The organism is Delftia sp. WY8 (genome assembly GCF_018437695.1).
Classification (GTDB): domain Bacteria; phylum Pseudomonadota; class Gammaproteobacteria; order Burkholderiales; family Burkholderiaceae_C; genus Comamonas; species Comamonas tsuruhatensis.
The window spans coordinates 390,393-401,980 of the sequence record NZ_CP049795.1 but is presented as its reverse complement, the minus strand read 5'-3'; the positions used below and the strand labels follow the sequence as shown (position 1 = coordinate 401,980).

Below are 11,588 nucleotides of genomic sequence, written 5' to 3'. Positions count from 1 at the left end.
GAGATATTATGGAACGGGTATCAGTTAGTTCGTCAAATATTGCCTCTGTAGGGCATGATACGTCATCACAAACGCTCGAAGTGGAGTTCTTAAACGGATCTATCTACGAGTATTACGACGTGCCTGAACATGTCTACCAAGAGTTGATATCTGCATCCTCAGTGGGAGGGTATTTCGCCCAACGGGTAAAGAATGTTTATGGATTTTCCCGTATTGGATAATAAATTTTCAGAGGGTTGGAATTTTGAGTTGGATGGTGAATTGAGCACTCTTTGCTCATAGGGGGCATCGTAAGGTGCCCCTCGTTTAGGAGTGGTTCGGTAATCCCACAAATGTAGCGTTGGCAAATGCACAGCACGCGCAGTCCCAGATCAACGATCCAGGCCGGAGGCATCAGGGATCAGCGCCGCATGGCTGTGATTCGGCACGAAGCACAGGGCGCAGCCCGCAAGCCCGACGGCGGTACGCCGGGACGAACGACTATGGCTTGTCGTCCTTGAGGGACAGCGTTGCGCGAGATTCAAGCAGACGCCGCGTGTTCTCCAGCTCTTTTTGCAGCAACTCTGCATCCGGCAGCACGGTGCGATAGTTGGCCGCCATCACCTTGGTCGGCAAGCCATCCAGCGCATACCGCGCCAAAGCATGGCCCTTGTCGGCACACAGGATCAGGCCCACCGGCGGGTTCTCATCCGGGTAGGCCCAATGCTCCTTGGCATAGTTGCAGTACATATGCATCTGCCCCACGTCGGCATGGGTCAGGCTGCCCAGCTTCAGGTCGATGATGACCAGGCAGCGCAGCTTGCGATGGAAGAACAGCAGATCAACCCGATACCAAGTCTGGTCGATGCGCAACCGACGTTGCCGCCCGACGAAGGTGAAGCCTTCCCCGAGTTCCAGCAGGAAGTCTTCTAGCCGCTGGATCAAGGCCGCTTCCAGATCGGATTCCGAATATTCGTCCTTGAGGTCGAGGAATTCCAGCACATACGGATCTTTGATCGCGTCATTGGGCGTGACGGCATCCTCGGGCTTGGCCACCGATCCCTTGACCAGCATCGCCGCCTTGTCCTTGGACAAGGCCGTGCGCTCGTAGAACTGGCTTCCGATCTGCCGGTCGAGCTGGCGCACACTCCAGCCACCGCGCAGCGCCTCCGCCTCGTAGAAACGACGGGCATGGTCGTCCTTAACCGACAGCAGCCGGACATAGGCCGACCATGGCAGGGTGAAGACCTGGGCCAGTTCGGAGAGGTCGAATTTCCGAGACACTGTCTCGGAATTCTCGATGGGCAGTCCGTCTCCAGATTTCCGAGACAGTGTCTCGGAAATTGCCTCAAGGGGATAAGCGACGAAGAAGCGCCGCATGTTCTCCAGGTTATCCGGGCTGAACCCGCGCCCAAAGCGTGCCGTGAGATCGGCGGACAACCGCGCCATCAACTGCTCGCCATAACCGGCCCGCCGTCTGCCTTTCTGCTCGGCTTCGACGATCCGGCGGCCAATCTCCCAATAGCTGGCCGTCATCAGCGCGTTGACACTGCGCGCCGCCGCCTGACGCGCCGCGTCCAGCAGCTCCACGATGCCGCCGTGGATGCCGGCATATCCAGCCGGTAAGGCAGCGGGTTTCCGTGTTGCCACGGGCGTCTTCCTTGTCATGCTGTCACCTCCATAGAACGGGATGCCCCGGTAATCGCCAGTCGCCGATTCGCCACCAGTTCGGCCGCATCCCGCACCGGCTTGTCCTCGGTATGAACATAGTGCATAAACATCGCCACGGTCTTGTGGCCTGTGAGCTTCATGCCCACCTTGGTCGGCACGCCCGAGTTGGCAATATCGGTCGTCGCCCGGTGACGGATACCGTGCGTACCAACGTGCGGCACGCCAGCGGCCTTGAGCACGCGCGTCCAGCCGCCGTAGTGCTCACCGTGGGTCATGTGCCGGGCCGGATCGTTCGGCGACGGCAGGACATAGGGGCAGCCTTCCCGGCGCGGCGCTGTGGACAACAGCCGATAGGCTTCCTCGCTCATGGGCTTGGAGATGCCGCCCGTCTTGCTGTCCGGCCAGACGACGCGGCGCTTTTCCAGATCAATCCAGCCCCACTCCAGCGGGCAGATTTCGGAGCGGCGGGCGGCAAACTCGAATTGCAGTCGGATTGCCAGCGGGATGACGTAGTTTTCCAGTCCTTCGGCTTCCAGCGTCTCCAACTGGCGGAAGATCCGCACCAGTTCATCGTCCACGATAAGCCGGGTTTCCTTGCCGGGTGGGTACATCGGGACATGGCGGCATGGATTCGTCCCATCAGGGCGCAACCCCCACACTTCGGCCAGGTTGAACATCTTGCGCAGCACGCCAAAGGTACGGTTCGCCTCGGCCTGCTTGTAGGCCAGCTTCTTCATCAGCGCCGCCACGTCCGGGCGCTTCACGTCCTGCACCTTCATCCGGCCCATGATCGGGATGATGCAGCGGTCAATGACGCCCTGATAGCCACGCTGCGTGCTGGGCTTGTTACGCTGCTTGGAGTAGTCCTCCATGAAGGTGTGGCAAAACTCCTTCATAGTTGGTGCCTTGCGGGCGGCGTTCTTGGCCGCACTGGGGTCGCCGCCCTTGCGCACCTCGGCCAGCCACTCCTGCGCCATCGTGCGTGCCTGATCGACGGTCAGTTCCCCGTACTGGCCCAAGGCGGGCTTACGGCGCTCGCCCGCGTTCGTGCGGTACTGGAGCATGAACACCTTGCGGCCTGCCGGGGTGATCTTGCACAGGAAGCCGGGCACCACGGTGTCCCGCAGTTCGATGGCCTTGTCTTGGGGTTGTGCCGCATCTACTGCGGACTTGGTGAGCTTGATCTTCGCCATGATGACTCCTCGGAAAGCCCGGTTTCCAAGAGCCGCATGGGAGCCACGCGAGGGGAAGCCGGGTCAAGTTTCGGAAAGCACCGGCATATGTTGAACTCGCCTAAGTGATTGATAAACCTGCTGTATCGAGCCTTGGCGTAGTCCAGCGAATTGCGGTACTGGAGTCATCGTGAAACAAAAAAACCGGCTCGGGGCCGGTTCTTAGTCAGTGTCGAGTTGCGGTATCAACTGCTGAAGCTTCTCCAGCGCGAACTCGCCGGTGCCTATCCCCTCCAGCACCTCGGCGTCATCTACCAAGTGATAAGCCATGGTCCACTTGCTGAACCTGCGGTAGGGCTGCCGATGCAGGTGCAACAGAGGCGTGAAGTTGACGTGTCGGGGATCCCGGGTCAGCAACGTGATCAAGTTCTGAACCTGATAGCTCGGGCCTTCGATGTACTGGCAGAAGACCTCGCCATCGAACACCAGGATGCCTGTGATCTGAGCTTTTTCGTTGAAGGCTCGGGCGGTTTTGACGATCTGCGCGACACAGGTGGCATCGACCCCAGGGGCGAGCTTGCTCTGGTACAGAAAGCATTCGAGCAGATTGTTGCCCATGCTTCTCTTTCTTTCATAAAGTGGAAAGAAATAGTAGTTGCAAACTATCTCCCTTTGTGGGTGTTTTGTGGAATTGCAAATTTAAATTTTTTGGGCACGGGTTGGGCACGGTCTTTGCCCTTGGCCGGTTCGGAGGCGTCCGTCTCCAAAGAAAAAGCCCCTGGCGCGCGCACCCAGGGGCTTGAGGCACCGCCTAGACTTGGCGCGCACCTCCTTGCTTGGTGTATCGGCAGCTCCTCGCCTAACTTTTGGCTGTTTCGATCATGAACTGCTCGCGCTCCTTGCCGTTGATCCAGTTCGGGGGCTTGCCCCGGCCGGTCCAAGTGGCGCCAGTCTCCGGGTCTCGGAACTTGGGCGCTCCCGCCGGGCCCTTCACCTTGGAACCACTGGCAGGAAATACATCCAGCTCAGTGAGCTGGTACTGCTGAACCAGGGTTCGGACCTCGGCCACCGCTCCGGCCTTCTCCGTTTTCATCACTTCGGCGATGCGTGCATCCAGCTCGGCTTTTTGCTGCAAAAGGGTCTTGTAGTCGGTCATCTTGTTTTGTTCAATTCTTCTGGATGTGAAGGTTCTGGGTAATCTATTGATATTTAATTATCAATTAATAATCATTAAGATTGTCAAAGGTGTCAAGCTAACAAATTTTCAAATATCATGTGGTCGTTTTGATATAGTTTGCCTATATGTTTCTGACTGCAATCGTGGTTGTTGGCTGCCTGGCGCTGATGAAATGAACGCCTGAGGTTGCAGTTAGCTCGCTACCAATGGAGCCAAGATGGATCGCAAAGAAAGCATCAATGCAATCATTGAACTAGCTAACCTTGGGGCGCAAATATCCCCAACTGAGGCTGTTCATGCGGTTGCCCAGGTGATAAGTGAAATGTGTCCAGCAGGTAGGAACTATGACGCTCGACTCGCTGTTTTGCTGCAGGTCGGCGCTACTCTTTGGCATGTGTCATCAGCTGCCGGAGCGCCTCTGCAGAGTGAGCGGATAGATTCGGCTCAGCAAAATGGGGCAGAGCATTAATGCAAATGCCCACTTGTTTTTTCTAGCCTAAGCTAATACGGAACTGCTCACGTTCCTTCCCCAGAATCCAGTTCGGCGGCTTGCCCCGGCCGGTCCATGTTGCGCCGGTGGCAGGATCACGGTACTTGGGCTCGCCCACAGAGCCCTTCGCCTTGGTGCGGCTGGCAGGGAACACGTCCTGCTCGGTCAACTGGTATTGCTGAATCAGGGCGCGTACCTCTGCCACCGCCCCTGCCTTCTCCGTCTTCATCACTTCAGCGATGCGTGCATCCAGTTCGGCCTTTTGCTGCAGCAGGGTCTTGTATTCGCTCATTGTTTTTTCTCCGGTAGGGTTTCGAAAAGTGGGCCCGTCGTTTGGTAGGGCCATGGATGAAAAGTTCTGGTCATGCAGCAATTGCGGCTGCCAAAAGGAATGCACCGGCGAAGCCAGTGCTGTCGGCCAGCAGGCTCATGCCTGCAAGGCCAATGAGAACGCTGCGAAGGCTCATGTCTCAGCCTGGTAGCTGTCGCGCACATCGGCGATATGGGCGATGAGCCCATTGCAGAACGCCTCGAAGCTGGTGGCAGGCATGTGCACGGCGCCTCGGTCCTTGACGGTCTGGACGCCCACCGCATTGGCGGTCATGGCGCTGATCTCGAAAATACCCAGGCGCGCGTTGATCTGGCCCAGCTTCAACGTCTGGCCGCTAGCAACCAGTTCCTGCAACTGCAGTTGGTCCAGCGCGGCAGGCTGGGTTGCGGCTGGACGCGCGGGCTCTGGCGCAGGCAGTGATGGGCTTATCGCTTCGGCATGCAGCTCGGGCTGCGAAGCGAGGTCGAAGCCGATCAGCTCGGGCTGCGGCTGTGCCACTTCGCGGGCAGCAGGCGCTGGCTCAGGGTGCGTGGCCGCGAATTCCGCGATGCACTGCGCGTAGTACGCCCGGGCCAGTTCCAGCTTCACGTCCATCTGCGCCTCCAGGGCGCGGTCGCGCTCGATGGCCCAGGTGGTCAGGCGCATGTGCTCTGGAATGTGCTCGACCAGGTGCAGCTGCTGTGGCTCGTACTGGCCCAGCAGTTCCTCGGGCGTGTTGACCATGGCGTAGTTGACCTCCCAGCGGTCCACGTCCCACAGGCGCATGTAGCCGCGCATCTGCCATGCATACAGCGAGTCCTCGCAGTCGCGCACGAATGCGGGGAAGGTCTGCAGGCTCCATGAGCATTTCAGGTCGTGACCGCAGCGGCGCGGCCCCAGGTCCACGGTGTCGGCTTCGCCCGTGATCTGGCCGTCGCTGCGCCGTTCGGTGTTCTTTACCAGGGCCAGCCCCCGCACGCGGTTCAGTAGGGCCAGGCCATCGGCTTCCACCGCCAGGCCCTTGTCGGTGTATTTGCTGGACACCTCGAAGTCCACGCCCCAAAGCTCCTGTCGCACCAGCTCTCGGATGTAGGTCTTGGCGGTTTCGCTGAGCGTGCCCAGCTTGAGGCGTTCCAGCGTGGCCTTCTCTTCGTCCGTGCGCTTCTTCTTCGCCTGGATGGCTTCGACCTCGGGCGTGATGAGCGAGGGATCGATGCTCACGGGCGCGGTCATCAACTTGCCGATGCTCGAGCAGCGGAAAAGGATTTCCCTCATGCTGTGCTCCTGGTGGCAGCGTTGAAGGCGATGAGGCCGGGGCGGTCGTCCCAAAGGGCCGCGCGGCCTTCACGACAGCCCTTGTCGAACTGGTCCGTTCCGCGCACGCTCTTGATGTAGTCCACCCAGCCCTGGGCCAGTTCGGTGAGGGGCGCCGCCGCGCCGGCCTGGCCGTCGTCATCCTCGCCGGCTTCGGCCACGCCCGTGATCTGCTTGAGCGTGTGCCGCTGCAGGTAGGTCGTGGTGGAAATGATGGCCTGGATGGCGTTCTTGCCGCCCGTCTCGTCGGGCTGGGCCGTCAGCTGGACTGTCTCGGCATGGCCCAGACGGTGCCGAAGCTTGCAGGCCACGGTGATGTCCCGGCCGGCCTGGTGCGTCTTCCACGACCACGCGAAGCCATGGGCCGACAGCTCTGGACCAACGGCCTGCACCACGTCGTCCAGCTCGGCATGCTTGTAGCTGGTTCTGCCGCCACTCTTGCCGGGGAAGTCCACCAGCTTGCGCTTCACGATGCGGATGTTCTTGGCCTTGAATGCGGCCAGGGCTTCGTTGTAGGCCTTCTCGGCTTCGTGGCGCTCGTTGCGCTCCAGCAGATCCATCATCTTCTCGATCTGCTCCAGGCCTGCGCCGCGCTCCTGCAGCGTCAGCATGAAGGTGGCCGCGAAGGACGGGGGAAGGGTGGCAGGAGCGGGGACGGCAGCCGCGTCTGCCGCCGGCACCAGTTCAAGGGCTGCAGCCTCTTTCTGGGAAACAGCGTTCATGGGAACCTCGCAGGTTGTGGAAAAAGAAACGCCCGCAGCAGCGGGCGATGGTCGGCGCCGGCGTGGCGCTTGGTGGATGGGGCGGTCATTCCGGGTCTTCCGGATCGCCGCGCATTTCGCGGACGGCGGACAGGTAGCGGCGCCCACCGGCAGGCCAAGCGCGGTCCAGTTTTTCCCCGGCCTCTTCAAGCAATTCGAGCAGCATGGGCACCTTCTCGGCGTCGGTGAGTTCGGAGAGCTTCATGGCTTTTCGCGGTGGCATTCCACTTGCCTCTCGTCCAGCCATTCCGCATGCATGCCGGGGCACGCCAGCGCGCTGACGGTGGCGGGCGGCGCCCTGCCGGGCTCATCGTCCAGCGTTGCCTGCAGGCACAGCAGGCTGATGCCCAGCAGCATGGCAATCAGCCATGCCAGCGGCGGAGGGTCCGGGATTTCGTCACGTTGGTGCATGGTGGCTCCTCGATCAGTGGCGGTTTCGTTGAAGGTCCGCGATGTCTTCGCGGGCACGTTGGCGGGCATAGGCCCGCAGCCACTCGTCCATGGAATTACCCATGACGGCCAGCTGCGGGTGTTCGGGATTCAGGCTTTGGCCCATGCGCTCGCTGGCGGCGGCGATTTGCTTGGCCAGCTCGTACTGCGCGGCCTGCAGGGCCTCCTGCACAAACTCGGCAGTGAAAGGTGGGCCGTAGTACTCGCGGACGTAGGTGGTCAGTTCGGCGTCTTCTGCCTCGGCGCGGTCGTAGCGCGCCGCGTTCTCTGCAGCGGCCACAGAGGCCCAGCAGATAGAGGGGAGTCGTGCATTCATGTGGGCCTTCGGGAATGAAAAAGGGCCTGCGTGTGCAGGCCCTGGTGAGGGAAGTTCGGGATGATTTACCTATGTCGGGCGTCCGCCACTGCCACAGCTACGATGGAGGGTTATCAAGCAACCATCGCAATGGAGGGCGGACATGAAATCGTCTGACATCTACTTTATTTACCTATTCCCAGGAGTCCTTGTTGAGCCAGCTTGGAAGCACTTGGAACGCTTTTTTCACGTTCCAACTTTGGAGAATGAAAAGCAGGCTCTGATGGTTGGATGTGAGTTGGATCTACATCAGCATCCATACCTCTCGATCCGGGCCAAAGATTGGGGAGGACTCGGGGGAACTCGGAGAGTTCTAATCCGTCACGACATCGTTGCGTCGATACTTGAAGTGGCGAGCCATACCAGCCAAGTCGGGTTTGTGAACTTGTCGGACGTCCGCGAGCAATTAGCGGATCAATCGTCATAGGAACTCCAGTAGAGATCGATGGAGCCGGGTCAGAACCCACTCCAAAGGTTGAGATTGCCAGATGGCTCCGGCTCCATCGCGGCGGCGTCCTGGGGCAGGGCGCCAGCGTGATGGCCCTCGGTTGAGGGCCTGCCACAAACTGTCTATTTCCTACTTTTTCAGCCACTCAATCAGCGAGTCCAGCCGCTCGTAAAACCACCTGGATAATTCATCGACTAGACCTGTGTGCAGTGCAAAAAGTCCAACGAATGCACCAAGCAACAGCCAGAAAACATCCAAAGTATTTTTATGGTCATTGAAGCCATTTCGAGCATGCGCGACGTTTTGCTCGTGGTCCTGGGCGGATGCCTTACCGCCGTTTTTGGACATGTCCAGGCGCGACACATGCTCTACAGCCAAGCGCGCATGAAATTTTGCGGAGCCTTCCTGCCTGAACTCACCAAGCTGCTGGGACAAGATGTCAGAGCCGACGAATGCGCCACACTCCAACTCCTTGAGGCCAGCTTCGCCCGCCACCAGAGTGCATATGTAGAGCTGTGGGCCAGTGCCAGCTGGTTGCGACGGCGACGCTTGGAGCGGCGTTGGAAGCGCTACTGCTATGGCGAAAATCCCGAATCTCTCGATCAGCCGTTTACATACCTTGCCAGCAACGTCTACGAAGAACCTGACATGCGCAGGTTGGCCGTCAAACACATCCAACATCTGATCTCCTGACAACACACGGAACCTGAAACAGAAACGGCCTCTCTTCGAGGCCGCTTTTGTTTCGCCCGTACTTTCCGAGCTGTCAGCGCTTGCGCGCAGGGCTTTTCTGTTCTTGGCCTCCCTGTTTGCCTCACCTCATTGCCCGTCTACGGCGCTTGGCCGACTGGGCCTGGCAGGACTGCCAGAGCAGAGCAGTGGCCCATGCCCACTGATGCGTGTGCCGGGATGCCTCGCAGGTGAGGCAAACATCGGCTGCAATTTTTGAAAGACCGGGGCAAGCCCGGCCATTGCCGCGGAGCCCGTCAACAGCGAGATTGCTGCTGACGGACTGGACTTTATCAAAAGATACTGATCTAGACAATATCAAAAGATACTTTCTTCGGTAAAAAAAAAGGTCAGCACCGGCATCAACTGATGCGTGCTGACCTGGATTCATGGGTGGGTTTGATGTGGAAGCGCTTCCGTGGCTTCGTGCAGCATGCTGTAGGCCTGCATCAGCACGCTATGGACGGAAGCATGGTCATGCCTTAGAGATAAAGCGCACAGTTCCACCAAGTCGGCGGCACTTTCAATACGCCCTCGCGCGAAAGCTTCTTGCTCCTGCACAGTCCCAAGGCAGAGCAGGCCGCCGCCGTAGTGATGTATGGATCTGGCCGACCGCGTCGGACTGGAATCTTCGCCTGTGCTCACTCTTGCCTCTAAATACTGTGAATACGTACAGTATTCCCGGGCGAGCGAAGTTTGTCAAATTGAAACTTGATAGCAGGTTTCTATTACTGGCCGCGCAGTTGTGGTAGGTCCAGCATCCCGCGAAGTAGGTTCTCGATCCTGCGGATTTCCGTTGGGTCGAGTTTCGAAATCGCGGCGACCACCTCCCGAGACAAGGCTAGTTCTTGGAAGCGTGCATCACTGAACCATCCAGCGGCCCCTGGCAACTGCTCGCATTGCGCGATGGTCTTCTCTGTGATCGGACGCAAGCCGTTGACCATGTGATTGATGTATGCGCCGTCCTTGTAGCCGATGGCTCGACCTAGGGCTGCGCGTCCCCCCATGTGTACGGCGAGGGCCTCCAGCCTCTCGCGGCGGAAGTTGCTCTGTTCATCGTTGTCCATGCAGTACAGCTTAGAGCGTGCGTATCGAACGATACTTTTTCTTGAGACTATCAAAAGATATCCAAAACAGTATCAAAAGATATAGAATTCGGGCATGACTACACCAAAGCCATGCAAACCTTGTGAGGAACTACGGCAGTTCCTCGAAGCACCCGGTGCACCTTCCATCGCCGAATTTCGAGAACTGGTTGGGGCAAAACAAGATGCTCAAGTTCGACATTGGCGCGACGGTGTACGCCGGCCCAAACCCAAGACAGTCGTTCGCATTGAACGGGTGACAGCGGGGAAGGTGCCGCGCCATGTCTGGTATCCAGATGACTGGCAGGAGATTTGGCCGGAGTACGAGCCGACGGGAGCGTTGCATGATTGAGCAAGGGACCACCGCAGGCCCTCTGCGGCGTGCTGCCCTCCGGCTTGTTGCCTTCGCACGAGCCACCGGCCGAACCAGCTGCTCCGACACCATGGAGCTGCGGCAGCAGTGCGACGCCAACACCCTGCGCGTACTTGACGCGCTGGCCCGGGCCAAGGGCATGGAGCGCCCGGCCTACATCGAGGCGCTGCTGGAAGAGCATGCGAAAGAAGCGTTGCATGAGGCAAGTCTGATCGTGCGTCAGCTGCGGGGCAATCCGCTGCTGGTGGAAGCGCTTGGAGCCCCGCCGGAGACCTTTGGTCTGCCTGCGGCCGAGGAAGAGGTGGGGAATGCACGAGCAACAACTGCCTGAGCCCATGGTTCCCGAGGATTGCGACCTCGCTGATTTCGCCTTCATGCCCCTTGACGTTGCGCGCTTGCGTGACTCAGACCTTGCTGCCAACGAAACGCCGGAAGCCTGTTGGGCTGCCGTGCTGTTGTGGTCAGCGGCCTGGCACCAGGTGCCAGCGGGGTCCATGCCTGACAACGATGCCTGGATTGCGAAGCAGGCCGGCTATGCCCTGCGCGGGCGCATCGATCCGAAGTGGAAGCGTGTGCGCGAAGGCGCCATGCATGGCTGGGTGCTCTGCAGCGATGGCCGCTACCACCACCCCGTGGTGGCCGAAAAGGCCCGGGATGCGTGGGCCTCGAAGCTGATGCAGCGCTGGCGGACGGAGTGCGCGCGCATCAAAAAGCACAACGACAGGCACGGGACAAGCGTGGGACGTCCCTCGTACGAGGAGTGGATTTCCTCGGGACGTCCTGCGGGACAGCCTTTGCCGCTCCCTGGTGACAAAGGTTCTTGTCCCGAGGGACAAGGCGGTGTTGTCCCAGGGGACAGCCATCTCGGTCCCGATGGACAAGGGCCGCATGTCCCTGACGAAACCCACTCCAAGAGACAGGGAGAGGGACAGGGACAGGGACACCCTATGTATTCCGTACCTGACGGTACGGGCGGTTCACCCGCCAGGTTGACCGACCCGGGCGAAATCATCTTCGGCTACGGCCTCTCCATGCTGGTCAACGCCGGGACTGCGGACAAGGCGGCGCGCTCCTTTCTCGGCGGTCTGCGTAAGGCCCACGGTGACGCGGTGCTGATCGACAAGCTGCGGGAGTGTGCGAAGGCCCGGCCATTGCAGCCCCTCGAATGGCTGGCGGCCGCGCTGCCGCCGCCGTCCATCGCCGTAGCTGCCAGAGGCCCGCAGGCCAACAACAAGCACAGCGCCGCGTATGCGGCCATCGTGGAGGACTGACCC

General features: G+C 59.8%; 16 protein-coding genes. 4 read left to right on the top strand and 12 right to left on the bottom strand.

Annotated elements, in window-relative coordinates; genetic code table 11:
* Positions 1–8 precede the first annotated feature (8 nt).
* The gene (locus G4D77_RS01735; RefSeq protein ID WP_081092630.1) at positions 9–221 is read left to right on the top strand and encodes a KTSC domain-containing protein; all 213 of its coding nucleotides are present in this window, start codon (positions 9–11) and stop codon (positions 219–221) included.
* A 259-nt stretch (positions 222–480) separates the two neighbouring features.
* On the opposite strand, the gene G4D77_RS01730 is transcribed toward G4D77_RS01735, so the two are convergent.
* The 12 genes from G4D77_RS01730 to G4D77_RS01675 all read right to left on the bottom strand — a co-directional run bounded on the left by G4D77_RS01730 (position 481) and on the right by G4D77_RS01675 (position 9,923).
* Complete coding sequence (locus tag G4D77_RS01730) at positions 481–1,647, bottom strand: PDDEXK nuclease domain-containing protein (RefSeq protein ID WP_060784662.1); 1,167 nt, start codon at positions 1,645–1,647, stop codon at positions 481–483.
* Positions 1,644–2,843 carry a tyrosine-type recombinase/integrase gene (locus G4D77_RS01725; RefSeq protein WP_049444918.1) on the bottom strand — a complete coding sequence of 400 codons (1,200 nt, stop codon included), beginning with the start codon at positions 2,841–2,843 and terminating at the stop codon, positions 1,644–1,646. The genes G4D77_RS01730 and G4D77_RS01725 overlap by 4 nt, the downstream gene beginning before the upstream one ends.
* Positions 2,844–3,044: 201 nt before the next feature.
* Positions 3,045–3,440: a BLUF domain-containing protein gene (locus G4D77_RS01720; protein ID WP_213757883.1), complete on the bottom strand. Its 396-nt coding sequence runs from the start codon at positions 3,438–3,440 to the stop codon at positions 3,045–3,047.
* A 241-nt stretch (positions 3,441–3,681) separates the two neighbouring features.
* Positions 3,682–3,978 carry an H-NS histone family protein gene (locus G4D77_RS01715; protein ID WP_213757882.1) on the bottom strand — a complete coding sequence of 99 codons (297 nt, stop codon included), beginning with the start codon at positions 3,976–3,978 and terminating at the stop codon, positions 3,682–3,684.
* 512 nt (positions 3,979–4,490) lie between these two features.
* The gene (locus G4D77_RS01710; protein ID WP_213757881.1) at positions 4,491–4,781 is read right to left on the bottom strand and encodes an H-NS histone family protein; all 291 of its coding nucleotides are present in this window, start codon (positions 4,779–4,781) and stop codon (positions 4,491–4,493) included.
* Between the two features lie 171 nt (positions 4,782–4,952).
* Positions 4,953–6,074: a hypothetical protein gene (locus G4D77_RS01705; RefSeq protein ID WP_213757880.1), complete on the bottom strand. Its 1,122-nt coding sequence runs from the start codon at positions 6,072–6,074 to the stop codon at positions 4,953–4,955.
* Positions 6,071–6,835: an ERF family protein gene (locus G4D77_RS01700; RefSeq protein ID WP_213757879.1), complete on the bottom strand. Its 765-nt coding sequence runs from the start codon at positions 6,833–6,835 to the stop codon at positions 6,071–6,073. The genes G4D77_RS01705 and G4D77_RS01700 overlap by 4 nt, the downstream gene beginning before the upstream one ends.
* 85 nt (positions 6,836–6,920) lie before the next feature.
* Positions 6,921–7,079 (bottom strand): hypothetical protein, encoded by a 159-nt coding sequence (locus G4D77_RS01695; RefSeq protein WP_016452848.1) that lies wholly within the window; start codon positions 7,077–7,079, stop codon positions 6,921–6,923.
* Complete coding sequence (locus G4D77_RS01690; protein ID WP_213757878.1) at positions 7,076–7,285, bottom strand: hypothetical protein; 210 nt, start codon at positions 7,283–7,285, stop codon at positions 7,076–7,078. Before G4D77_RS01690 ends, G4D77_RS01695 begins: the two co-directional genes overlap by 4 nt.
* A 13-nt stretch (positions 7,286–7,298) precedes the next feature.
* Positions 7,299–7,640 (bottom strand): hypothetical protein, encoded by a 342-nt coding sequence (locus tag G4D77_RS01685; RefSeq protein WP_213757877.1) that lies wholly within the window; start codon positions 7,638–7,640, stop codon positions 7,299–7,301.
* A 616-nt stretch (positions 7,641–8,256) separates the two neighbouring features.
* The gene (locus G4D77_RS01680; RefSeq protein ID WP_213757876.1) at positions 8,257–8,808 is read right to left on the bottom strand and encodes a hypothetical protein; all 552 of its coding nucleotides are present in this window, start codon (positions 8,806–8,808) and stop codon (positions 8,257–8,259) included.
* Positions 8,809–9,584: 776 nt separating this feature from the next.
* A complete protein-coding gene (locus G4D77_RS01675; protein ID WP_213757875.1) occupies positions 9,585–9,923 on the bottom strand; it encodes a hypothetical protein in 339 nt (112 codons plus the stop codon).
* Between the two features lie 94 nt (positions 9,924–10,017).
* Between G4D77_RS01675 and G4D77_RS01670 the strand changes: the two genes are divergently transcribed.
* The 3 genes from G4D77_RS01670 (at position 10,018) to G4D77_RS01660 (ending at position 11,585) form a co-directional block, all read left to right on the top strand.
* Positions 10,018–10,293, top strand: coding sequence for a helix-turn-helix domain-containing protein (locus G4D77_RS01670; protein ID WP_213757874.1), 276 nt, complete (start codon positions 10,018–10,020; stop codon positions 10,291–10,293).
* A gap of 91 nt (positions 10,294–10,384) precedes the next feature.
* Positions 10,385–10,645: a hypothetical protein gene (locus G4D77_RS01665; RefSeq protein WP_016452841.1), complete on the top strand. Its 261-nt coding sequence runs from the start codon at positions 10,385–10,387 to the stop codon at positions 10,643–10,645.
* Positions 10,623–11,585, top strand: a complete 963-nt coding sequence (locus G4D77_RS01660) for a DUF1376 domain-containing protein (protein WP_213757873.1) — start codon at positions 10,623–10,625, stop codon at positions 11,583–11,585. The genes G4D77_RS01665 and G4D77_RS01660 overlap by 23 nt, the downstream gene beginning before the upstream one ends.
* Positions 11,586–11,588: the final 3 nt, after the last annotated feature.

Bases quoted from the DNA above. Each gene is read 5' to 3' on its own strand.
- G4D77_RS01735 (WP_081092630.1), top strand. From the start codon at position 9: ATGGAACGGGTATCAGTTAGTTCGTCAAATATTGCCTCTGTAGGGCAT.
- G4D77_RS01730 (WP_060784662.1), bottom strand. From the start codon at position 1,647: ATGACAAGGAAGACGCCCGTGGCAACACGGAAACCCGCTGCCTTACCG.
- G4D77_RS01725 (WP_049444918.1), bottom strand. From the start codon at position 2,843: ATGGCGAAGATCAAGCTCACCAAGTCCGCAGTAGATGCGGCACAACCC.
- G4D77_RS01720 (WP_213757883.1), bottom strand. From the start codon at position 3,440: ATGGGCAACAATCTGCTCGAATGCTTTCTGTACCAGAGCAAGCTCGCC.
- G4D77_RS01715 (WP_213757882.1), bottom strand. From the start codon at position 3,978: ATGACCGACTACAAGACCCTTTTGCAGCAAAAAGCCGAGCTGGATGCA.
- G4D77_RS01710 (WP_213757881.1), bottom strand. From the start codon at position 4,781: ATGAGCGAATACAAGACCCTGCTGCAGCAAAAGGCCGAACTGGATGCA.
- G4D77_RS01705 (WP_213757880.1), bottom strand. From the start codon at position 6,074: ATGAGGGAAATCCTTTTCCGCTGCTCGAGCATCGGCAAGTTGATGACC.
- G4D77_RS01700 (WP_213757879.1), bottom strand. From the start codon at position 6,835: ATGAACGCTGTTTCCCAGAAAGAGGCTGCAGCCCTTGAACTGGTGCCG.
- G4D77_RS01695 (WP_016452848.1), bottom strand. From the start codon at position 7,079: ATGAAGCTCTCCGAACTCACCGACGCCGAGAAGGTGCCCATGCTGCTC.
- G4D77_RS01690 (WP_213757878.1), bottom strand. From the start codon at position 7,285: ATGCACCAACGTGACGAAATCCCGGACCCTCCGCCGCTGGCATGGCTG.
- G4D77_RS01685 (WP_213757877.1), bottom strand. From the start codon at position 7,640: ATGAATGCACGACTCCCCTCTATCTGCTGGGCCTCTGTGGCCGCTGCA.
- G4D77_RS01680 (WP_213757876.1), bottom strand. From the start codon at position 8,808: ATGTTGGATGTGTTTGACGGCCAACCTGCGCATGTCAGGTTCTTCGTA.
- G4D77_RS01675 (WP_213757875.1), bottom strand. From the start codon at position 9,923: ATGGACAACGATGAACAGAGCAACTTCCGCCGCGAGAGGCTGGAGGCC.
- G4D77_RS01670 (WP_213757874.1), top strand. From the start codon at position 10,018: ATGACTACACCAAAGCCATGCAAACCTTGTGAGGAACTACGGCAGTTC.
- G4D77_RS01665 (WP_016452841.1), top strand. From the start codon at position 10,385: ATGGAGCTGCGGCAGCAGTGCGACGCCAACACCCTGCGCGTACTTGAC.
- G4D77_RS01660 (WP_213757873.1), top strand. From the start codon at position 10,623: ATGCACGAGCAACAACTGCCTGAGCCCATGGTTCCCGAGGATTGCGAC.